The 21,390-nt window shown below is 34.2% G+C and carries 21 protein-coding genes; 7 read left to right on the forward strand and 14 right to left on the reverse strand.

From position 1 onward, the window contains the following. Positions 1 to 104 precede the first annotated feature (104 nt). Entirely contained in the window at positions 105 to 551 is a 447-nt protein-coding gene (bcp, locus tag WFH39_RS09845) for a thioredoxin-dependent thiol peroxidase (protein WP_076394094.1), read from the reverse strand. 33 nt (positions 552 to 584) lie between these two features. Between bcp and WFH39_RS09850 the strand changes: the two genes are divergently transcribed. Further along, positions 585 to 1,205: an endonuclease III domain-containing protein gene (locus tag WFH39_RS09850; RefSeq protein ID WP_336689772.1), complete on the forward strand. Its 621-nt coding sequence runs from the start codon at positions 585 to 587 to the stop codon at positions 1,203 to 1,205. 95 nt (positions 1,206 to 1,300) lie between these two features. On the opposite strand, the gene WFH39_RS09855 is transcribed toward WFH39_RS09850, so the two are convergent. The 4 genes from WFH39_RS09855 to WFH39_RS09870 form a co-directional block, all read right to left on the reverse strand. After that, positions 1,301 to 1,741, reverse strand: a complete 441-nt coding sequence (locus WFH39_RS09855) for a DinB family protein (protein ID WP_336689773.1) — start codon at positions 1,739 to 1,741, stop codon at positions 1,301 to 1,303. Positions 1,742 to 1,748: 7 nt separating this feature from the next. Beyond that, positions 1,749 to 2,327, reverse strand: a complete 579-nt coding sequence (locus WFH39_RS09860) for a hypothetical protein (RefSeq protein ID WP_336689774.1) — start codon at positions 2,325 to 2,327, stop codon at positions 1,749 to 1,751. Positions 2,328 to 2,394: 67 nt separating this feature from the next. Further along, entirely contained in the window at positions 2,395 to 2,784 is a 390-nt protein-coding gene (locus WFH39_RS09865; protein ID WP_336689775.1) for a DUF1398 domain-containing protein, read from the reverse strand. 58 nt (positions 2,785 to 2,842) lie between these two features. Next, positions 2,843 to 4,639, reverse strand: a complete 1,797-nt coding sequence (locus WFH39_RS09870) for a DUF885 domain-containing protein (protein WP_336689776.1) — start codon at positions 4,637 to 4,639, stop codon at positions 2,843 to 2,845. A 361-nt stretch (positions 4,640 to 5,000) separates the two neighbouring features. Here WFH39_RS09870 and WFH39_RS09875 point away from each other — a divergent pair, with 361 nt between their 5' ends. From WFH39_RS09875 to WFH39_RS09895, 5 genes are all read left to right on the forward strand, one after another. Then, positions 5,001 to 7,067, forward strand: coding sequence for a hypothetical protein (locus WFH39_RS09875; RefSeq protein WP_336689777.1), 2,067 nt, complete (start codon positions 5,001 to 5,003; stop codon positions 7,065 to 7,067). A 209-nt stretch (positions 7,068 to 7,276) separates the two neighbouring features. Continuing rightward, positions 7,277 to 7,738, forward strand: a complete 462-nt coding sequence (locus WFH39_RS09880; protein ID WP_214587731.1) for a hypothetical protein — start codon at positions 7,277 to 7,279, stop codon at positions 7,736 to 7,738. Positions 7,739 to 7,913: 175 nt separating this feature from the next. After that, positions 7,914 to 8,618: a MotA/TolQ/ExbB proton channel family protein gene (locus WFH39_RS09885; protein WP_214587730.1), complete on the forward strand. Its 705-nt coding sequence runs from the start codon at positions 7,914 to 7,916 to the stop codon at positions 8,616 to 8,618. A gap of 57 nt (positions 8,619 to 8,675) precedes the next feature. Continuing rightward, a complete protein-coding gene (locus tag WFH39_RS09890; protein WP_214587729.1) occupies positions 8,676 to 9,074 on the forward strand; it encodes an ExbD/TolR family protein in 399 nt (132 codons plus the stop codon). Positions 9,075 to 9,100: 26 nt separating this feature from the next. Further along, positions 9,101 to 9,985, forward strand: a complete 885-nt coding sequence (locus tag WFH39_RS09895; RefSeq protein WP_336689778.1) for a ferric siderophore ABC transporter substrate-binding protein — start codon at positions 9,101 to 9,103, stop codon at positions 9,983 to 9,985. A gap of 14 nt (positions 9,986 to 9,999) precedes the next feature. On the opposite strand, the gene WFH39_RS09900 is transcribed toward WFH39_RS09895, so the two are convergent. From WFH39_RS09900 to WFH39_RS09935, 8 genes are all read right to left on the reverse strand, one after another. Beyond that, positions 10,000 to 10,392 carry a hypothetical protein gene (locus WFH39_RS09900; RefSeq protein ID WP_214587727.1) on the reverse strand — a complete coding sequence of 131 codons (393 nt, stop codon included), beginning with the start codon at positions 10,390 to 10,392 and terminating at the stop codon, positions 10,000 to 10,002. Positions 10,393 to 10,410: 18 nt separating this feature from the next. Beyond that, positions 10,411 to 11,148 (reverse strand): ATP-grasp domain-containing protein, encoded by a 738-nt coding sequence (locus WFH39_RS09905; protein ID WP_336689779.1) that lies wholly within the window; start codon positions 11,146 to 11,148, stop codon positions 10,411 to 10,413. A gap of 3 nt (positions 11,149 to 11,151) precedes the next feature. Further along, positions 11,152 to 12,555, reverse strand: coding sequence for a nucleoside recognition domain-containing protein (locus WFH39_RS09910; RefSeq protein WP_336689780.1), 1,404 nt, complete (start codon positions 12,553 to 12,555; stop codon positions 11,152 to 11,154). Between the two features lie 188 nt (positions 12,556 to 12,743). Next, positions 12,744 to 14,906, reverse strand: coding sequence for a peptidase domain-containing ABC transporter (locus WFH39_RS09915; protein ID WP_336689781.1), 2,163 nt, complete (start codon positions 14,904 to 14,906; stop codon positions 12,744 to 12,746). Positions 14,907 to 14,979: 73 nt separating this feature from the next. Next, positions 14,980 to 16,215 (reverse strand): radical SAM protein, encoded by a 1,236-nt coding sequence (locus WFH39_RS09920; RefSeq protein WP_336689782.1) that lies wholly within the window; start codon positions 16,213 to 16,215, stop codon positions 14,980 to 14,982. Between the two features lie 71 nt (positions 16,216 to 16,286). Then, positions 16,287 to 16,484, reverse strand: a complete 198-nt coding sequence (locus WFH39_RS09925; RefSeq protein ID WP_116099260.1) for a hypothetical protein — start codon at positions 16,482 to 16,484, stop codon at positions 16,287 to 16,289. A gap of 141 nt (positions 16,485 to 16,625) precedes the next feature. Beyond that, positions 16,626 to 18,995 (reverse strand): outer membrane beta-barrel family protein, encoded by a 2,370-nt coding sequence (locus tag WFH39_RS09930; RefSeq protein ID WP_336689783.1) that lies wholly within the window; start codon positions 18,993 to 18,995, stop codon positions 16,626 to 16,628. A gap of 39 nt (positions 18,996 to 19,034) precedes the next feature. Next, entirely contained in the window at positions 19,035 to 19,700 is a 666-nt protein-coding gene (locus WFH39_RS09935) for an N-acyl amino acid synthase FeeM domain-containing protein (RefSeq protein ID WP_214587721.1), read from the reverse strand. 127 nt (positions 19,701 to 19,827) lie between these two features. Between WFH39_RS09935 and WFH39_RS09940 the strand changes: the two genes are divergently transcribed. After that, positions 19,828 to 20,586 (forward strand): response regulator transcription factor, encoded by a 759-nt coding sequence (locus WFH39_RS09940; RefSeq protein WP_336689784.1) that lies wholly within the window; start codon positions 19,828 to 19,830, stop codon positions 20,584 to 20,586. Here WFH39_RS09940 and WFH39_RS09945 read toward each other — a convergent pair whose 3' ends face one another. Then, positions 20,587 to 21,336, reverse strand: a complete 750-nt coding sequence (locus WFH39_RS09945) for a ThiF family adenylyltransferase (RefSeq protein ID WP_336689785.1) — start codon at positions 21,334 to 21,336, stop codon at positions 20,587 to 20,589. Positions 21,337 to 21,390 lie beyond the last annotated feature (54 nt).

Here is a 21,390-nt window from a genome sequence, read left to right on the forward strand (position 1 = left end):
TATTTAACCGCAAAAGCCATAAAAAAGATTCAACAGTTTTTAAAAATCTCTGATTTTTATTCTTTTGAGCCTTTTGCGATTAAATTAGAAATATTATTTAAAAGCTATTTCAAAATCTGTGCAGCGTGATCCTTCGTTTTTACCTTGTCGATAACTTCTGTACAGATTCCGTTTTCATCAAAAACAAAAGTGGTTCTCACAATTCCCATAAATTCTTTTCCCATAAATTTTTTCAGTTGCCAAACCCCGAATTTCTCAATGATGTCGCGGGTTTCATCGGCAATAATATCAAACGGAAATTCAAATTTCTCACTGAATTTTTTTTGATTTTTTACAGGATCTGCACTTACTCCCAACAATTCAAATCCCTGTTTTTTCAGTTCTGCATAATTGTCTCTCAAATTACATGCTTCAGCGGTACAACCCGGAGTATTGGCTTTCGGATAGAAAAAAACAACAAGTTTTTTACCGATCAGATTTTCAGAATGTACCGTTTCGCCATCCTGATTGGTTCCTTCAAATTGAGGCAATTTATCTCCGACTTTCAACATAATGATTTATTTTTGTTCAAATTTAATGCTTCCATGACAAAAAAGCAAAGAGCCGAACTCGTACAGACCGAATTAGAAAAATTATATCCCGAAGTTCCCATTCCGCTGGATCATACCGATCCTTACACTTTAATGGTTGCCGTTGCATTATCTGCACAGACAACCGATAAAAAGGTGAATCAGGTAACGCCTGAGCTTTTCGCGGTGGCAGGAACCCCACAAAGAATGGCAAAGCTGGAGGAATATCAGATTAAAGAATTAATCAAAGAAATCGGGCTCGCCAATACCAAAGCCAAAAACCTCAAAAGAATGGCAGAACTGTTGCTGGAAAGACACAATGGAGTAGTGCCGCAATCCTACGAAGAACTGGAAGCCCTTCCCGGAGTCGGGCATAAAACCGCATCCGTTGTGATGAGTCAGGGGTTCGGATTTCCTGCTTTTCCGGTAGATACCCATATCCACAGATTAATGACACAGTGGAAACTGACTTCCGGAAAAAACGTTGTAGAAACCGAAAAAGATGCCAAAAAACTCTGGAAAGAAGAAGTCTGGAATAAACTTCATCTTCAGATTATTTTCTACGGAAGAGAATATTCTCCCGCACGCGGAAACGGAGCCAAAGATTTCATCACCAAAATGATGTTTGAGAAATAAAAGTCTTTTCCGAAGTCTGAATTCCCCTCCTTTGGAGGGGTGGCGAAAATTCGGAAGAATTTTTGACGGGGTGGTTAAATAAATGAACAAACAAATCAATCCAACAATCTCCGGTGATAATTAATCTGTCCCAGATGATAACTCAGATGCCCGAAAAGATGGATCAGGAAATATTCCGTCGTCATTCCATAACCCAAAGGTTCAAGCGGATATTGCTTCTGGAGGTCTTCATTAGACAGTCTTTCAAGTGTAATCGTCACCGTTTCGATCGTTTTTTCAATCTGTTGAACTAATTCCGTTCTCGGAACATCTTTTAATGAAAATTCAAGCTCTCTGTTTCTTACATATCCGGAATTTCCCAAAACAGCACCCATAAAATGACTGAGGTTTCCCACAATATGCAACGTTAAATTTCCTGCAGAATTCGATATCTTCTCCTCTGTTTTCCAGAGGTTTGCTTCATTCTGGTAACATTCAATTTCCTGTTTCAGCTTATTTAAATCCCTTAGGAATAGAGATGTTAGACTTTCTGTCATTATTTTCTTATTTAATTTTTGTTTTAAAATATCCTCTGAAATTTTTAGTAACCAGAGAATCCAGCTTCGTCTCATAGTCGATAAACCCATAAATGCTGTCATTTTTTTGAAACGGGTACTTATTAAGAACCAATTTCTGATGAACCGGATGAGAATTGATAAATTTAATTTCGCCTTTTAATGTTTTTGGGTCAATATCTTGAATTAAAAACTGATCATTAAAAATCTTTACCAAAACTCCGTTTCCAAAATATCCGTTATAATTATTAAGCCAGATATTGATGGTGTCTCCTTTGTATTCAGTTTTGCATTTATAATCTTCAAAACTGACTGATCTTGTATGATAGTACCCATCAGAAAAACTAGATATCTGTGAAATATAAGCGGTTCTTGTTGTACTTTCAACTTTTTCACTGTTAAATAATTTAAGCTCAGGATATTTTGAGAGAATTCTGAATGTATCGTTTTTACTTAAATTTTTATCAACAGTAATCTTTTCAGACTGTATAATTTTATTATTTTCAGATTTACAGCTTAAAAAACACAATCCCAAAACTGAAACTATTAAAAAAAGAAATGCCTTCATCATGTTCTGTTTTAAAACATAAAACTAAACAAAAAAGCCACAAAAATTAATTTGTGACTTCGGTTTTTTAATGAGGGATTTCTTCTGTTAGGATTTCGTTTCCAGTTTTGTCATAATAAATACAGGTGTACTTATCGAGATCCACGATCCATTTTTCAATACCGGTTTCTGCACAGTCTTCACAGAATTTCATATAATCCGTCTCTCCTCTCTGATGACTTTTAAGCTGCTGAATAAACTTTTCCCGGTCAGAATGATCAGCGATTGCTAAATCATTATATTGAGGTTCTGAGGTTGTTTTAAAATCATTTTCTCCAAAATATTCGGTATGGCTGTCTTTTACCCATGTTTCAAAAGATTTCACGCCTAATTTCTTAATTTCTTTGATGTAATTTGGAAAATCTGCTCCTGTTTTTACTTTGCTGTGAGCAGATTCTATTTGTTCTACTGTAAACATCTTTTTTCGTTGTATTTTTTTATTATTCAATTTTAATTGTTTGGGATTCCGGCAAAAATTATTTCTGTTTTTTTGCCCAAAGTTCCATTTTCCTGTTCAGAACATCTAAAGGAAGACAGCCCTGACTCAAAACTTCATCATGGAATTTAGCTAAATTAAATTTACTTCCCAGTTCTTTCTGGTATTTCTCTCTCAGCTCACGGATTCTCAACGAACCGATTTTGTAGCCTAAAGCCTGTCCCGGCATTGCCATATATCGTTCCACTTCTGCTGTTGCTCCCGCTTCGTCATAGGAAATATTACTTAAAAAATATTTAATCGCCTCTTCACGGGTCATTTTTCCGGTGTGGAGACCCGTGTCTACAACCAGTCTTACCGCTCTCAGCATTTGGTCGCTCAGATATCCCATCTTCTGATAAGGATCTGTATACAGCCCGAATTCCGGTCCTAAGGTTTCGCAATAATGCGCCCATCCTTCACCATAAGCTCCGAACCATCCGAATCTCATAAATTTTGGCAGTTTTGTGTTTTCCTGCTGTAAAGAAACCTGATAATGATGTCCCGGAATGGCCTCGTGTAAGAACAAAGATTCCATTCCTGATGTCACATTGAATTTTGAAGGATCTGGAAGCGGAACGTAAAATATTCCCGGTCTTTTTCCGTCAGGAGTTCCCTGTATATATTCTGCGCTTGCACTTGCTTCCCTGAATTTTTCTGTCTGTCTGATCTCAAATCCCGTTTTTGGCGTTACGGAGAACATGGTTTTCAGCTTTGGAGTGATCTTCGTTAAAATTCCGTTGAATGCAGCCAAAACTTCATTTGAAGTCTTGTAAGGCATTGCTTTCGGATCTGTTTTTACATGATTGATGAATTCTTCCAGTGTACCCGTAAAACCAACCTGCTGTTTTACTTTTTCCATTTCAGCGCGGAGCATGGCAACCTGCTGAAGTCCGGTCTTATTAATTTCTTCAGGTGTTTTATCCGTTGTGGTCCAGCTTTTTGCATAATATTGATAAATTTCCTTTCCGTTAGGTAAGCTGTTGTAACCGTCTGTTAATCTTGCTTTCGGTAAATATTCTTTTTCTAAAAAGTCACCCATTTTTGTATACGCAGGAATAATTTTCTGTACAATGGCATCCTGATAAAGCTTTGAGAGCTTTTCTTTCTGTTCGTTTGTGAAACTTTTCGGAAACTTCCGGATCGGTCCGTAGAAGATATTTTTATCAAGATCGGTTGTTGTAATTTCTTCTGCTCTCATCTGAGGAATCATCTTTACCACCAGTTTTTTAGGCAAAACCATTTTATTGTTAATGCCTTCGCGGAAATTTTCAGTCGCGGCGTTCATCCATTCCGGAAATTTTTCCATTCTTTTCAGCCAGTCGGTGTAATCTTTTTCTGTTTTAAAAGGCTGGCTTCCTTCACCGCTTCCAAACAAAGGAAAATTCAGCGGAAGACCGCCAAACTGAGTAAAAGGAATGTATTCCGGATGATAATTGTAAGCTTCAATTTTGTCTTTTAGCGTAAAGTTGAGTACATCATACACAACCTTATCATCATCCGAAAGATTTTTATAATCTACATTTTCCAGCTGCTTTTCCACAGAACGGTAAAAGGCAACCTCTCCGGATATGAAATCTTTATCAATATTAATCGGAAGCTGATCGTTGTACCGCAGATCCCCCTGAGAAGTAGCGTCCAAAGGATAAAGTTTTAAATACTGCTCATAATAATTGGAAGCAATGGTGTCCAAATTAGATGGAGTGACTTTCGTTAAAGGAGAATCTGTTTTCTTACACGATGCCAGACTTAAAATTAAACCGGCTCCTACAATTGTTTTTGAGATGATGTTTTTCATTTCATAATCTTTAATGGACAAAAATAAATATTATATCAATGTAAAATTTCTCTGTGAGAAAATTAAGACTATAAAAATGAAATTAACCAACCAAACGGGTTTTAATGTAAAAAAGTAACATTATCGATTTTTAATTTTAAAAATTTAAATATAGATGTTAAATTATATGAATTATGTTTTGTTATTTTTCATATAAAAATATATTATATTGATTTTTTATTATAAAAATTGAATTATTTATGTTGTATTTCTTTTGTTATTAATTTTTTCTATATTGATAATTCATTAATGAATAATTAAAATTGTTGTAAAATATATTGATAATTTATTAATTTCATAGGAATAAATAATTCAAAGAGATATGAATAAAAAACTAATTAACCTCGTGATTGCTTTAACAGGAGTCTCAACAGTGTATGCCCAGATTGGTGTAAATTCAGCTTCGCCTAATACAACTTTTGATATTATTGCAAAAACCAGCGGGACAAAACCTGAAGGTATTTTAATTCCAAGATTAACGGGAGACCAGATTAAAAACATGGAGAATCTTTTGGGAAGTGCCCAAAATTCTATGATCATTTATGCAACGAGCGCAGCATCCAGTCTTACAGCAAGTACCATTGATCTTACAGCTTCGGGATTTTATTATTATAATTTCGGATTGGCAAAATGGGTGGCTCTTAACAATTTTGGAACAGCCGCAAAAGTGCCGATTTCCGGTCTTATTGACGGAACTGCGAATAATTCTATAGACAGCAAAAACTTTGCACAGACATGGGATTGGACTACAGCAACTACTCAGGTTCCTCTCACATTAAGAGCAAATGCTTTAACCACAGGAACTTTGCTGGATATTACTTCCGCAAGTACTTCGTTGAACTCAACCAATGGATTGGTAAGAATCATCAACAATGCTGCACCTTCTGCGGCGGGCGGTATTTTTGCGAGATTTCAGCCGAGTAATGTTGCAGGAAGCGGAATGTCTCTCCTTAATAACGGAAACTCAGGGTTCGGGACAGCAACTCCTTCGGCAAAAATTCATATTTCGGAATCAGGCACCATCAATCAGCCTGCGGCAATTATAAGTCAGTCCAGCAGTGCTGCAGATACGGGAAGCTTATCCGGCACAGGATCCAAAGGATTTTATATTGATATGAGTTCCGCTACTTTAGACAGGGCGTTGGTAATTAATCAAAATGGAACAGCTGCGAATTCAAGAGGATTAAATATTACAATGGCTTCCGGTAATCCTGCAGTTGGAGGATTTATTAATCAGACGGGAACAGGAGAAGGTTTCAGAGTTCAGAATAGTAATACAACAAATAATAATACAGGTATTTTCGTCTTGCATAGCGGCGCAGGAAGTGGAGTTTATGCCAGCGCTGATGCCGCCGGATCTGATGCTTCTACAGCTGTTTCTACAAGAAGATCAATGGTTTGGGGGGACAGAATAATTGGAAGTGCGGCAGGAAATAATGCAGGGGGTGGTTATTCCGGACCAAGTTCTGCAGCGACTACTTTAGCACACGCAACGCTGTATGGCTCCATGGGTAATGCAACAACTACTGCAGCTACAGATACCTATATATTCGGTGTTTTAGGAGAAGTGCTTTCTGTTTCAAGTGCAGCAGCAGTTGACAGATCCGGCGGAGTATTGGGGAACTCGCAGGTTTCTGGTACTTTTGGAATATTGGGATACCGAACTTCGGCATCGGCTAATGCAGGAGTTTACGGAAATGCTGCCATGTCTACCGGAACCGGAAGATTTGCAGGTTCTGATGCTTCAGGATTCGGCGTAATGGGAGTTGGTGATCTTATGGGAGCTGCTTTCAGAGGAAATGTTTACGGGATTAATGCAAGCGGAAGCCGTTACGGAATGTATGTTGACGGAGCTACTTACACAAATAATATAATCGCTAACGTAAGCACGGTGGAAGGAAGTTCAGAAAGAGTTACTACCTATGTTCCGACATCTACAACAGCGGACATTTACACAAGAGGAACCGCAGCTGTTGATGCCAGTGGCAGAGTGAGTGTGTCATTCGACAAAAAATTCTCCGATCTTGTAGCCGAAAATTCTGTCGTGGTAACAATTACTCCGATCGGGAAAAGTTCTTCGATTTATCTTGAGCAGGAACCTTCAAAAACAGGATTCAGTGTTAAAACGGATGACAACAGTCAGGTAAAATTCTCCTATATTGCTGTAGGAACAAGAAAAGGTCTTGAAAATGTTCCGGTTCCAAAAGAAATTCTGGCGAAGGATTATGACGAAAATATGACCTCCGTACTTCACAATGAAGCTGATACTTCCTCAAAAGGAAAACCTGTCCACTGGAATGGTTCTGAACTGAAATTTGAAAGATCTGCAGGTTCATCAGGCAACACAAGGATGAATAAGCTTCAAAATAAAACCGAAAAAATTGAATAACCTTCTTCAATAATAATTTTTTACAGAAGTGTCGTTATCAAAAGGCGGCACTTTTTTATGAACTTTAAATTTTAAAGTCTCTTTACATTAAATTTAAAACAGATTTTTTAAAAATACTTTTCAAAAAATTTTTCACGTTCAATCTATTTTTTATCTTTGTTGAAAACGTTTAACAATCATATTATTACCGCTCTTTTTTTTAAGAAATAATGAAAGGGATTTTAAAAATTTACCATCCGGACGAAACGCTAAAGTACAATATCAGAAATACTTATTGCAAGGCGGTCTACAGCAACCAACAACATTTCCTAGAGGTTGAAATTATTACGGATGACAGTCTGGATCATGTAGAGGATGATTCATTACAGTATAACTTTCCACAGCTTTCTCTTGAAGTGTTCGATTTTCCTATTGATTCTGCTGAAATAGAGGGAAAAACCATCACAATTAACGATTCTGATGAAGATACTTATACGGAAGTAGACCTTTTTGATGACGAAGAGGCTTTTATTTACGATAACGAGCTTCAGTTTGAGAAAAATGAAGAAGGAGAGCTTCAGGTAATCTGGAAAGGAACCATTGATGATTTCTACACCGGATCAGAAACGCCCATTCCTTTCAGGCTGAAATGTGAATTTAAGCAGGAAGAAATTGAGGTAGACGAAGATTAATTATCTTTCTTTATCCCCCGTTTTTATATCAGATTTCTTTTCAAATCATTTTTGGAAAGAAATTTGCTATTTATGAAAATAATAAACTTTAAGTTGTTTTTAAGCAATTTTTAAGAGTTCAATTCATAATATTCCATTACTTTTGTCGTTACAACCTTTATAAAAATACACTTTAATGCTGTTAACGGAACTTACTCAGATTTTATTTGCCCAGGTTGCTGCACCCGCAGTAGCGGCAGACGATTTAGAATTCTCATTTTGGAAAATCATGTTTCACGGAGGAGCTTTCGCTAAAATAGTGATGGTAACCGTGTTGCTGCTCGGTGTTTTTTCCGTGTATCTTTTCTTTGAGCGTTTTTTCTTTATTAAAAGATTAACCTCAAAAACAGATGCCAATTTTATGGATAACATTGAAGATTTTATTAAAGAAGGTAAAATTGAATCTGCTGCGGATTACTGCAAGAGACAGAATTCTCCGGAAGGAAGAATTTTAGAAAAAGGAATTTCCAGACTGGGACGCCCTGTCTCTGATATCGTAAGTGCGATGGAATCTCAGGCTCAGGTTGAGGTTGCCAATATGGAAAAGAACCTGAATCTTTTGGCGGTAGTTCCAAGTATTGCTCCGATGTTGGGATTATTGGGAACGGTAATCGGGATGATCATCGCTTTCTTTAATTTATCTCATGCAACAGGATCTTTCTCTCCGAAAACTTTGTCTGAAGGTATTTATACAGCATTGGGACAAACGGCAGTAGGTCTTGCCGTGGCAATTCCGGCAAACTTTTTTTACAATTTATTGTTAACAAGAATTGATAAATTTGTACTGAAAGCGCAAAACATGTCCGGCGAATTTTTAGACCTTATCAATAAACCGTTATAATTTTTTCTTATGAAACCGAAAGGTTCCATCTGATAAACATAAAATCAGAATCAACAGATGAAAATTCAGAGAAGAAATAAAGCAAACCCGGAATTCAGTTTAGCAGCGATGACAGACGTTATCCTGCTGATGCTGATCTTCTTTATGGTAACTTCTTCGGCAGCCAACCAAAGTGCGATCGATGTGAAATTGCCAAAAGCAGATACTGCAGCAGACAATATTCCGAATCCTTTGGTGGTGAGCGTAAAACCGGACGGGTCTTATTTTGTGGATGATAATCCTGTGAACAGAGGCGAACTGGAACAGACCATTGTAAATAAATTAACAGGTCAGGCGAATAAATCTTTCACCATAAGAGCAGACGAAAATACTCTTCATAAAGATGTGGTTTTTGTAATGGAAATTGCCGAGAAAAATAAATTCAATATTGCCATTGCAACTGTTAAAGATAAATAACTCTTCAGGAAGCAGGATTTTTTAAAATGAGAAGTCATAGTATCAATAAAAATGAGCAAAACAGAGACAGAATAAAAAGCGCCGTGCTTTCTATTCTCATCTGGTCTGCCATTCTCTTATTTGTTTTTCTGTATAAACTGAAACCGGAACTGAATGAACAGCCTGAAGTTATTACAACCATGCTGGTGAATTTTGGAGACAACAGAAACGGAAACGGGGTAGAAGAGCCGGCAGATCAGCCGGGAAGTCTTGCTGCTGCGACAGAAGAAGTGGCTCCTGAACCCGCAGAAACCGCTGTTCCTGAAACCAAGACCGTTATACAGCCTGATCCGCAGCCTGAAACAAAAAAAACAGAGGCGAAAGAAAAAGTCATAACCGGAAACAATACCAAAACTTCTGCTCCTAAAAAAGAGGAATCCAAAGCGGAAAGTAAAAAGACTTCCACAAGTACCTCTGCAGCCAAAAACACTAAAAAATCCGGTGCCACAACCGCAAATTCCAAGACTGGAAATGGTGACGGAAAAGGAAATGCAGCCATTGGAAATTTGATCAGAGGACGTGGGACAAAAGCAGGAAGTCAGGGTGATGGAACCGGAATCGGAAATGCGGGAGATCCTTTAGGCGGAGACGGAAATGGAGACAGCAAAGTAGGAATCGACAGAAAACTGGTAGGATTTATCCCCGGAACGATGGGGAGAGGCGGATCGCAGCCTGCAAATAGCTGTACAGCAAGCGGAACGATTACCATTGCTTACACTGTAGATAAAGCAGGAAATGTAGTTTCCGCAAGAAGATCGGGCGGAACTTCGGATCCATGTATCAGTTCGAATGCGATATCGTGGGTTAAGAAATATGTAAAAGCAGAAAAAGCGAGTGTTTCTTCCACCGGAACGTATAAAATTACTTTTTAAAATACAGAAGCACTTTACTCAAGTGCTTTTTTTATTTCTGTAATTCTGTTAATAACCGGAAGGGCAAATATTCCACTCGTTTGGAGATACAGTTCATAGAATGTTTTTGCTTTATCTAAAAAATCTTTGTTATCAGATTGTTTTCCGTTAAAATAGAAAAGATTTCCTAACATTTCATAGTAATCTTTATGATCTCTTTCCTGTCTTTCATTAACAATTTCTATGATTTCTTCTTTCGGTTTTGATGAAAGCGTTGTAAAATCAAACTTGAAAATGTCTTTCATCAAAGATTCAAAATCAAGCTCTTTCTGCATTAAGCTTTCTTCAGGTTTATCCAAAATCAGCTTTTCTAATGCCTGTGTTAACTGACGGATTAATCGTAGGGTGAATTCTTTATCTGTAATCATTTTTTTATTTTTTATTAATTAAAAGTTTAAATAATCTTCTGTTTCGGTCAATTCGCTCCATCTCGCAGAAAGGAATTTTACATAGTGTGTTGAAGAAAGTCCGTAAGTGCCTAAAGAATGTCCGTCATTAACTTCTACCAGTATCGTTTCTCCCTTTTCATTGATGCCAAAATCCAAAGCAAATGCCCTTGGTTGAGAAATAAATGACTGTATTGCGGATTCAACTGTTTCCACATCAATTTTCGTATTCCATGCTCCTTTATATCTTCTGATGTCTAATATTTTATTGTAGCGAATGAAACACCTCCATTCAGTTTTAAAATCGATAAGTTCGGAACAAAGAACATCAATGTCTCTTTCAGTATTAATAATCCCTAAAAAATCCATTTCATTTTGAATTACTTTTCCTGCAAATAATTTTGTTTCAATTTTAGGTTTAATGAAAATATTCCAACCATCTTTATCCGCAAATATTTGATTAATGGTTGATTCCCAAATTTTTCTTTTTAAAAAGGGTTTTAATTCCTCAGGATAATCAATTTCCTTCTCAGGACGGTTTATATCTAAATTTTTCAGTCTTTTTCTGACATTCCCAATTCCGCCGACAATAATATTTTCAGGATTATTATCTGAAATTTCGTCTGCATCAACATACTTTTTGATCTCGTAGCCAAAATTTTTAAATCCTTCATAAGCAAGAAATGAATTAACATTGTAAAACTCTCCCGAAGCATCCGTTTGAATATATGCTTTCATTATTTATGCAAAAAACAGATAAGCCAATATGATAGAAGTAATAATCCCCACCAGATCCGCCAAAAGCATGGCAATTACCGTGTATCTTGTATTCTTTACGGCTACCGCTCCAAAATAAACAGCAATGACATAAAACGTCGTGTCTGAGCTTCCCTGAAGAACTGCCGCTAATTTTCCCTGAAAACTGTCTGCTCCAAATGTCGTCATGGTATCAACCATCATTCCTCTTGCTCCTGAACCCGACAAAGGTTTGATTAAAGCGGTTGGAAGCCCGTCTACAAATCTTGAATCCAAATTCGCAAAATAGGCAACCCATTTCATCCCGTCGATAATCACGTCAAATACTCCGGAAGTTCGCAGCAATGAAATGGCGATCAGCATTCCGACCAAATAAGGAATAATCTTTACACACGTTGTAAAACCTTCTTTGGCACCTTCAATGAAAGCATCAAAAACATTAATTTTTTTATAAACAGCACCAAGAACAATGGCTAAAAATATGAAAAGTATTAAACCGTTGCTTAATACTTTGCTGAAATCATCCAGTTCATCCTTGCTTAATTGAGTAAGGTATAAAACCAGCAATGCGATAATGGCAGAAATTCCGCCAACGTAGGCAAGAACGATAGGTTTTAAAAGGTTGATTTTCTGATATAAGGAAACTACGATCATCGCGGCTAAAGTTGCTGCAAATGTAGCGATCATGCACGGAAGAAAAATATCGGTCGGCGTTTTTGAACCCATCGAAGCGCGAATCGCAATGATGGAAACCGGAATTAGAGTCATACCTCCTGCATGAAGACAAAGGAACATGATCTGGGAGTTGCTTGCCGTGTCTTTATTCGGATTTAAAGTCTGCAAACTTTCCATCGCTTTGAGACCAAAAGGAGTGGCTGCATTATCCAGACCAAGAAGATTGGCACTGAAATTCATCAGCATATGTCCGAAAGCGGGGTGATTTTTAGGAATGTCGGGGAATAATTTTGAAAAAAAAGGCTGAATTAACCGGCTTAAAAGATTGATTCCGCCTGCTTTTTCCGCGATACTCATGAACCCCATGAATAGAGTCATGATTCCGATAAGTCCGAGACAGATTTTCACTGCTGTTTCTGAAGTTCCGATTACGCCATCCGATTCCTGAACACGGTACACTTTTACATCCTGCCTTAAAGAATCTGTTTTGTAGTGAATTCTACTGTCCGCAAAATCATTTTTTTTCATGAGACTGTCCCGCACAATAGGAGAGAGTGCATTCATTTTCTGAGTGGCAATCTGTACGGTATCGCCGCCCTTTCCTACAACCATATCATTGAAAATAGTTTTGTAGTTGCCTGATGAAACGTATTTTATACCTGCAATGGCAATGGCAATGATAATGAATGCCGACCAAATTCTGCTGAGAACCATTATTTAAGATTATTTTGGTTCTAAATGTAGTAATTTTTAAGCAAAAGTATTTATTCTGGCAATGAATTAAAAAAACAAAACTTTAGCTGCGAAATAGAGAGCAATAATACTTAAAAGTATTATTATAACTCCTAAAAGTGTAAAATGTGATGGAATTTTATCCATTAGATTTTTCTCATTTTTCATCTCTATAATCCTAACTCTAATTGATTTTGTATTAGTTCAAAATATTTTCCTCTTATCTGTATAAGTTGATCATGATTTCCTTGTTCAACAATTCTTCCACTATCTAGAACAATTATCTGATCCGCATTTTTTACAGTAGAAAGTCTATGCGCCACTACAATCATTGTTTTATGTTTGAAAAAATTATCAATATTCTGAACAATTATTCTCTCATTTTTAGCATCAAGAGAATTGGTGGCTTCATCAAAGAATAGATAATCGGGATTTTTATATATTGCTCTTGCAATAAGAATTCTTTGTTTTTGTCCCTGACTCAGACCGACTCCTTCTGAGCCTATTATAGTATCGATTTTTAAAGGTAGCATATCAATAAAATCCGAAATATTAGATAAGGCAACAGCTGTATTTAATTTGCTTTGATCAGGGTTTTTCTCCAAGGCAATATTATAAGCAACTGTATCTGAAAAAATATGACTATCCTGAAGGATAACCCCGCACTTTTCTCTCCATACTACATTTTCAATTTCTTTCAGAGAAATTTCTTCCAAGGATATTTTCCCCATTTGCGGAGTGTAAAACTTTAAAATCAGTTTTAAAAGTGAGGTTTTTCCGCTTCCGCTAGCTCCTACAATTGCTGTTGTTTTTCCCTTTGGAATAATTAAGTCAATATCATTTAAAATAAAATGAGAGTTGTCGTATGAAAAACTCACATTTTTTAGGGATATATCAAAAATTCGCTCTAAATAGCCTATCTGACTAATGTTTTCTTCATCTTCCTTATTATGAATTTCATTGAGTCTCTCAAAACTTATTTTCACTAAGTGATAGCGCAAAAAGAAAGTGATAAGTTGTGAAATAGGATTATTCATTCCTCCAATAATATAGACGATTGAAAGCATGGTTCCTACTGTCATTTGTCCGTTCATGACTGCTAAAGAAGATGTAAAAACAACCAATATATTCTGAAAGAAGTTAATAAATTTATAACTTTCATATTTTTGATTTACTTTAAGCTTCTCAATATTATTTAAATAGATATTAGATTGTATTGAACTCCATTCTTGGCGTTTATATTCTTCAAGGTTATTTAATTTAATCTCCTGCATCGAATTAATAATCTCATAGATTTTATTTTGATCGGTAGATTGTAGAGAGAAAGTTTTCTGATCTAATATTTTTATTTTTTTAAAAAAATTAAAAATCCAAGTCAACTCTAGCGAAGTTCCTATCAATACAATAATAAATATTGTTGAATTAAAATAGAGTAATACTGCAGAGTAAATGATAATGCTGAAAAATGAAAAAACGGTCTGGATAAGATCCTGAGAAAGAAACTCTTCAATTCTTTTATGATCCTGTATTCTTTGTAAAAGATCTCCTGTGTTTTTACTATTGAAAAATTTCAAAGGGAGCCTCATTAGCTTTGCTAAAAAATCTGAGATAATCGATAAGCTTATTCTGCTACTAATATGAATGAATAACCAAGATCGATAATATTCTAACACTACTCTGCTTATAAAAAGCCCAATTTGTGCAGCCAAAATTAGATAGATTAGATTAACTTGTTTTAAAGCGACTCCTTTATCTAGAATTTTTTGTGTAAAAAAAGGAAATATAAGCTCAATACATGATGAAACTAAAAGAGTAATGGCAATTAGTAAAAATTGAGTTTTATGCTTTTTAATATATTGAGTTATATACTGAAGATTTCTGGATGTATTTTTTTTGTGCTCATCGGATTTTTCATGCAGATTTTCTGTAGGTTCGAGAATTAATATAATTCCTTTTTCTTTTTCCTGAGTCCAGCCTTTTAAGAATTGTTCTTTGGTGTAAACAGTTTTTCCAAAAGCGGGATCTGCTACGTATACTTTTTTTGGAGTCATTTTATAAACAACAATAAAATGATTCTGATTCCAGAAAAAGACAGAAGGAACATTAATATTTGATAATGCTTCTTCATAACTTAACTTTACTGGTAAGGCATCGAAGCCTAATTCTTCGGAGGTATATTTGAGATCAGATATGGTAATCCCTCTTTTGGAAATGTTACTTTCTGAAAAAACAGAGTCAGATAGCAAAACACCATAATATTTGCTAACCATTTTAAGGCAAGCTAAACCACAATCCTGGCTATCTAGTTGTTTTATAAAAGGGAAACTTTTCATCAATTTTTTTCTGATTTTTAAGCTAATTGATTGATTTTAACTAAAAATATATTTTTATTGTGAGGAAATATGATTAATTCATGGCAAAACTTTCCAGTTTTTTCGCGTAAGAAGGTTCCTGAATAGTGGGAAGTTTTTCATCGATTATTTTTAAGGCTTCTTCATAGGTCAGTTTCTGGATACCTGTTTCTTTTATAAGACCTTCGGGTAAAGAATCTATAATCTTATTCTGAATGTGTGTAATAAGCATTAGAAGATCATTACAATATATAGAAGGATTATTAAATCCGTTTTTAGAGCTGTAGCGATGAGGTAAATATCCTCCGCCACAAACTTCATGAATGGGGCAAGCCAAGCATTTTTTTGGTAACATCTGCTTACTATTATAATATACGTCAATAAGATCGCTTTGGAAAATATCGTCGAATTCGTTCGTGTGGAGGTTAAATTTATGTTTCGTAAAGCTTTCGCCACATATTTTTAATACATCTAAAGACTCTATATCTCCATTAGTTTCAATAACAGCCAATTTGTTATATCCCTTTCCTGAACTTTCAGTACCGTTTTCTGATCCGAAGATGTAATTAATATAATCTTCAAATTTTATTACAGAAACTTTGTTTTCATCATCTTTGAGGTTATACCAATAGTCAAATAATTCTATCAGCCATTCTGCATTTTTAAGTTTGGGAACCTGATCTATACTATCATAGTTTTCATCCAGTAAAAGAAGATTGATAATAGAAAAACCTAAATTTCTATATGTTTCATAAAGTTCAACCGGAGAAGACATGAAATTAATAACAGATAAACAGCCTAATTTGTAATCTAAATATTTATTGGCAACATCCATTCCCTTCTTCACTCTGTCAAATGTACCTTTTCCCTTTTTATCAATCCTGAATTTATCATTAACTTCTTTTCCTCCGTCTAAACTTACTCCAATCCCAACACGATATTTGCTAAATAACTCACAGTGTTCTTTGCTTAAAAGCATTCCATTAGTCTGCATAGCAAATAGGATTTCTATATCATCATTATGTAAAGAATGTAGCGTCTGAAGAAAAAAGGTAATATCCTTTATGTTCATTAATAGAGGCTCTCCACCATGTAACACAACAAAGAATTTTTTTAATGAGTGCTTATGGCAATGATTTTTTATCTTTTCCTTGAGAGCCAGAATCGTTTCCTTAGACATAAATTTTGGCTGAAGTTTATAAGATTGGTCTGCGTGATTATACATATAGCAGTATGTACAGTTGATATTGCATCTTCCCGCTACTTTTACTACAAGTGCTTCTATATTCATTGGTTACTAGGTTTTTAAGAATAAAAAAGAAGAGAAGGATATACATAAGAAGCATATCCTTCTCATATCTATTAGAAGAAAGTTTTAATAGTTCTCTCGTGGATAATTCTATCATAAACCACTTCAGAATAACCGATTACTACCGGTCCTGCAGCTCCCATCCTGTTTTCAGAATCCAATTGTAAAACAGCTTTTTTTAGAACATTGTTCTTAATTAAACCAGAATTTTTTGCTAAGTTCTTAGTTTCTTTTTTGTTGAATGTAAACATGTTAAATAGTTTTTAGGTTAAACAGTAGAATCATAGTTTAAAGAGTATAATTCCTAGATTTTCACTCTTGCTTGCAAGCGGGATATTTATTTGTAGTTTTCATACATTGTACACTATATGAAGAACTACAATCAAATCTTTTTAATTGGCTCTCTTTTTCTCTTCTTCGTTACTTAGTTTTCGGGATTGAATTTTTAATGTTTTTCCAAAATTCCAATTTACGGAGATTCTTATTTTTTGAGTATCACGATAATCAAAGTTTTCCTGTTTTATACCATTTACAACCTGTGTAAATGTCATTTTATAGGTTCGAAAAATATCCATTATGTTTAATGCTATCTGCAGTTTTTTTTCCAGAAGTGACAATTTTAATCCAGTATTGAAATAATAAAAAGATGACATTTTATAGCTGTTCGCAATTGAAGGAGACTGGTAGTTAAAACCAAGTTCTGCTTTTAATGTTTTTGCGGAGTTCAAAGTGAAGCTGTTGTTAGAGCTTACTGATGCGCTCCATCCTGAAAGGTCTGTCAGGGTATTGGGAATATCTGACATTGTTTTTGTATAGAAAATATTTGCCTGATTATTACTTTCCCACCATTTCCATTTATTGAAAAGATAACTTTCAAGTATTCCCAGATTTATCTGCTTATAAAAGTTACTCGGTATGATCGCCTGAACGGGATTATCTGCCGAAACATATGTAACCTGATCAAAACCATTATTGATATAGCTTAAATATGCCGAAGCATAGTTGTTTTTATAGCTGTATGATATTTCAAAGTTATCTGTAAAATAGGGTTGTAAAAAAGGATTTCCCTCTCCATAATTATATTTTGTAGTATAAAATCTGAAAGGATTCAGATCAGAATAAGTTGGGCGGTCAATCCTTCTGTTATAATTAAACCCAAATACACTATTTTCATTCATTAAATAATTAATATATAAAGTGGGAAACAGTTTAGTATAATTATTTTTATTTGTTTGGTCTAATGTTTCAGAATAGCCTTTTGTTTGTGTGTTTTCTAGTCTAAAACCAAGCTGCGTTTCCCATTTTTTTGATAGTTTTTTACTTCCAGATAAATATATTGCCTGCGTATTTTCCTTATAATCAAAAGTATTGCTTTTACCAAAGTCTAAAAAAGGATTTCCGTTTGTTGTATTAAAATATAAAACATCACTTTTATTATTAATAAATGAAACTTTCGCTCCAAAAGATAGAGTTGCCCATTTTAACGGAAATTCTATATCAGCTTTTGAAGAATAAATTTTAATATCTTGGTTACTTAAATTATTTGCCGAAAGAAATGTCTTAGCATTATAATCACCGGGTAAATACGACGATGTAGAAAACTGATTATCTGCATTAGAATTAAACGTAAAATAATCTACATCAAAAGATATCTTTTTGCCAATACTATCCAGTTTTGTAATAGTATGAAGATTAACTGCATGATTATATTTTTTCAAACGTAAATCTGAAGGAGTAATTATCAGGGAGTCTAATCCTTTCTTAGAGCTTATTTGAGAAGAATTGTCCCCTTTTCTAATAGGATTATTTATACCTCCTAAATACTGTATCCCAATAGTCGTTTTTTTGCTTATCTCATAATCCAAGGAAAACCGGCCACTTAAATTATCTCTAAAACTTCTTGATTTATTAGTTTCAAACCATGTATAGTTCGGATAATAAAGTGTATACTCCTGATAAGGAGCTGTACTTCCGTTTTCATAATCAATATTTGTACTGAGGGTAATCTTTTTCTTTTGATAATTTAGTCCTGCTCCATAATTTCCCATAGAATAGGTAGCTTGTGTATAGCTGGTTTTTAGGTTTCCGCTAAGATAATTCTCCTTTGCTTTTTTTAGTTTAATATTAATAAGACCGCTGTTTCCTTCCGAATCATACTTTGATGGAGGATTTGTAATTACTTCAATATTTTTAATATCCTCAGATTTAATACTTCTCAAAAAACTCAGAAGATCACTTTCCGAAAGCTGGATAAGCCTGTCATTTACCATGATAGAAACCTTGCTTTTACCAATAATGCCTATCTGGTCATTAACTACTTTTACACCAGGAATAATTCCCATGGTTTCCAAGGCGTCACCACCACTTGCGGATATAGAATTTTCTACATTAAAAACCAATCTGTCTATTTTTCTTTCAATTAATTTCTTTTTACTAGCAATACTTACGCCCTGTATTTGCGATTCTTTTAGTTCTGAAATCAAATTTTGGGTTTTATTTTCTGTAATACTAATCTCTTTTTTTATAATTACTTCTCCGTCCTTTACTACTGATAATTTATAAGTGCCCTTCTCTGGAACAGATATTTCATAATTTCCGTTACTATTACTTATTGTATTCTTTTTTATATTTTCTTTTATTAAGGATATTTCTGCGTATGCAATTCCCTGATTTTGGGAATTGACAACTATGCCGCTAATTGTCTGGCTTTTTATAAAAATTCCGAAGAAAATAAATGTTAAAAAAAATAATATGTTTTTCATGGTTAATATCAAAGATAATGAGCCAATTTTTTTTATTAGCTACACAAAAGTGTAGTTTTTAATAGAGTCTGCAAATACTACACTTCTGTGTAGAATATCCAAGTCATAATTTTTTACTAGATAAATATTTTTTTTAAGAAAGTTCTTTAGACTTTCATGTTCTAAAATAATTGGAATGGTTTCAGAGCCTAAATAGTGAATAGAATTAGTAATAGGATGAGCATTTATACCTAAAATTTTTAAAATTTTTAAAAGTTTAGCATCACATTCAGCAATGGCTAATGTATTTTCTTCACTGCATACATCCTGAATGGCGAAAGTCATTAATGTTTTAAATAAATTGATTCCACCTTCTTTACGCCCCTTTTTAATTGCAAACCTTCCGATATGCCAAATATTGTACTGCTCACTATCGAGAAAACTGCTTAACTTAACAGAAAACATTTTTTCAATAGGCAATATATCTTTCATGTTCCATTTTAAAGTTCTTATGGACCCAATGATTTGATTATTATTTTGTGCAACAATTATTCTTGAATTGGAAAAACTTTTTTCTTCATTCAGAACATATTCAATTTCCTTTCTAATAAAACTTGGATCATGACAAAAATTTTCATTGTGGTGTGAGAAATTTTCCTGTACAACAAATTCTGCAAGCTTCCTCAATTCGGACTTTTCTAAGACTGAAAATTTAATAGTTTTCATGGTTTAGTGATTTTTGATTAAATTTATTTTGATTTTTATGGGACATTACTACACTTTTGTGTAGATTTGTTATCAAAGACATAAAACTACACTCGAGTGTAGTGTGCTTTGTATATAAAAATATTGTATGGATGAAATCAACCAGTTCTTTTCTGATAGAAATACTGTGAATAATCTTTCGCAGAATGAACTTCTACAGACTTTTGATTATCTGGAACCTGTAAAAGCATTTGCCCGAATTACCTATAAAAGTCTTTATATAATAGATTATCAGAAAAAAAGTTTTGATTATGTTTCGGATAACCCTCTTTTCTTATGCGGTCATACTCCTGACGAAGTAAAAGAGTTGGGTTATGCCTTTTATTTTAAGCATGTAAAAAAAGATGATCTCCAGTTGTTACTGAAAATTAATGAAGTAGGATTTAATTTTTATGAAAATATTCCTGTTGAAGAAAGAAAACTTTATACAATTTCTTATGATTTCCATCTGGTAAAAGATTCAGGAAAAAGTATACTGATTAATCATAAGCTTACACCTCTATTTCTTAATAAAGAAGGAAAGATATGGAAAGCAATGTGTATTGTCTCTCTTTCGCAAAATAATACGTCAGGAAATATTCAGATTTTTAAAGATGGAAGTGATGATATCTGGTTATTCTGGCTATCGTCAAATAAATGGGAAAAAAGTAAGAAGATAAAACTCTCAGACAGAGAAACAGAAATTTTGCTTCTTTATGCGCAGGGTCTTACCATTAATGAAATAGCAGAAAAAATGTATCTTACAGCAGATACAATAAAATTTCATCGCAGAAAGCTATTTGATAAAATTAATGTACAAAATATTACAGAAGCTTTGGCTTATGCAACCAATAACAAGCTTATTTAGCTAATCTGCAATAGTTTTAAAGTAAAATTCTGGAAAATACCTGCTTTTTTTCTCAGTTGCTATTTTATACAAAAGGGTAGTACACATCCCGGCAACGAGCCATGAACCTATTGATAGTTGAGGAGGAGGAAGAGTTTCTTTTTCATTTTTATAATCATTTACTATTTTAGCAAGCCATGATACTTCTTTTTCTTTTTGAGCTAATTCTTCCATAACAAAATCTACAATTTTTAATTCATTCAATTGTTTATTGTGACCCAAAATTTGAAAATTTTGTCCATTTGGGTGTATTGCGGTTACTAAGCCTGCCCAACCTAAATTATAAGGATGAATGACGGGAATTCCTTTTTTTTGTGCTATTTCATCAAAAACAATAGGAATGTCTGAAGTAAAGTCTAATGCATTAAAAGCAACCTTTATATTTTTTAGGATTTTATTAACGTTATTATGATCAATAAAGTCACTTATATATTTGATGTCCGCTTCCGGATTAATTTCTTTTAACCGTTTATAAAGAGTTTGTGCTTTATTTTGTTGTAAATTTTTTTCGGTGAAATTCTGTCGGTTAAGATTAGATATTTCGACTATATCCCCGTCAATAAGGGTTATATTTTCAAAGCCAAAACGTAAAGCGCATTCTGCAATATTGCTCCCAATTCCGCATCCTGCGAGAAGAATAGGATAATTTTTAATAATACTTTGTTCGCTATTGTTTACATAAAGTCGGTTTCTTGAGTATCTTTCGTTCATGGTGTATTAGTTTAAATTAATATTTAAAGACGAAATTATTTCGTTTTAAAAACT

Origin of the sequence: Chryseobacterium sp. MMO-72, assembly GCF_037146035.1 — a bacterium.
Classification (GTDB): Bacteria; Bacteroidota; Bacteroidia; order Flavobacteriales; family Weeksellaceae; genus Chryseobacterium; species Chryseobacterium indicum.

What these genes read in the sequence shown, in the direction of transcription:
- bcp (WP_076394094.1), bottom strand. Translation starts at nt 551, where the DNA reads ATGTTGAAAGTCGGAGATAAATTGCCTCAATTTGAAGGAACCAATCAG.
- WFH39_RS09850 (WP_336689772.1), top strand. Translation starts at nt 585, where the DNA reads ATGACAAAAAAGCAAAGAGCCGAACTCGTACAGACCGAATTAGAAAAA.
- WFH39_RS09855 (WP_336689773.1), bottom strand. Translation starts at nt 1,741, where the DNA reads ATGACAGAAAGTCTAACATCTCTATTCCTAAGGGATTTAAATAAGCTG.
- WFH39_RS09860 (WP_336689774.1), bottom strand. Translation starts at nt 2,327, where the DNA reads ATGAAGGCATTTCTTTTTTTAATAGTTTCAGTTTTGGGATTGTGTTTT.
- WFH39_RS09865 (WP_336689775.1), bottom strand. Translation starts at nt 2,784, where the DNA reads ATGTTTACAGTAGAACAAATAGAATCTGCTCACAGCAAAGTAAAAACA.
- WFH39_RS09870 (WP_336689776.1), bottom strand. Translation starts at nt 4,639, where the DNA reads ATGAAAAACATCATCTCAAAAACAATTGTAGGAGCCGGTTTAATTTTA.
- WFH39_RS09875 (WP_336689777.1), top strand. Translation starts at nt 5,001, where the DNA reads ATGAATAAAAAACTAATTAACCTCGTGATTGCTTTAACAGGAGTCTCA.
- WFH39_RS09880 (WP_214587731.1), top strand. Translation starts at nt 7,277, where the DNA reads ATGAAAGGGATTTTAAAAATTTACCATCCGGACGAAACGCTAAAGTAC.
- WFH39_RS09885 (WP_214587730.1), top strand. Translation starts at nt 7,914, where the DNA reads ATGCTGTTAACGGAACTTACTCAGATTTTATTTGCCCAGGTTGCTGCA.
- WFH39_RS09890 (WP_214587729.1), top strand. Translation starts at nt 8,676, where the DNA reads ATGAAAATTCAGAGAAGAAATAAAGCAAACCCGGAATTCAGTTTAGCA.
- WFH39_RS09895 (WP_336689778.1), top strand. Translation starts at nt 9,101, where the DNA reads ATGAGAAGTCATAGTATCAATAAAAATGAGCAAAACAGAGACAGAATA.
- WFH39_RS09900 (WP_214587727.1), bottom strand. Translation starts at nt 10,392, where the DNA reads ATGATTACAGATAAAGAATTCACCCTACGATTAATCCGTCAGTTAACA.
- WFH39_RS09905 (WP_336689779.1), bottom strand. Translation starts at nt 11,148, where the DNA reads ATGAAAGCATATATTCAAACGGATGCTTCGGGAGAGTTTTACAATGTT.
- WFH39_RS09910 (WP_336689780.1), bottom strand. Translation starts at nt 12,555, where the DNA reads ATGGTTCTCAGCAGAATTTGGTCGGCATTCATTATCATTGCCATTGCC.
- WFH39_RS09915 (WP_336689781.1), bottom strand. Translation starts at nt 14,906, where the DNA reads ATGAAAAGTTTCCCTTTTATAAAACAACTAGATAGCCAGGATTGTGGT.
- WFH39_RS09920 (WP_336689782.1), bottom strand. Translation starts at nt 16,215, where the DNA reads ATGAATATAGAAGCACTTGTAGTAAAAGTAGCGGGAAGATGCAATATC.
- WFH39_RS09925 (WP_116099260.1), bottom strand. Translation starts at nt 16,484, where the DNA reads ATGTTTACATTCAACAAAAAAGAAACTAAGAACTTAGCAAAAAATTCT.
- WFH39_RS09930 (WP_336689783.1), bottom strand. Translation starts at nt 18,995, where the DNA reads ATGAAAAACATATTATTTTTTTTAACATTTATTTTCTTCGGAATTTTT.
- WFH39_RS09935 (WP_214587721.1), bottom strand. Translation starts at nt 19,700, where the DNA reads ATGAAAACTATTAAATTTTCAGTCTTAGAAAAGTCCGAATTGAGGAAG.
- WFH39_RS09940 (WP_336689784.1), top strand. Translation starts at nt 19,828, where the DNA reads ATGGATGAAATCAACCAGTTCTTTTCTGATAGAAATACTGTGAATAAT.
- WFH39_RS09945 (WP_336689785.1), bottom strand. Translation starts at nt 21,336, where the DNA reads ATGAACGAAAGATACTCAAGAAACCGACTTTATGTAAACAATAGCGAA.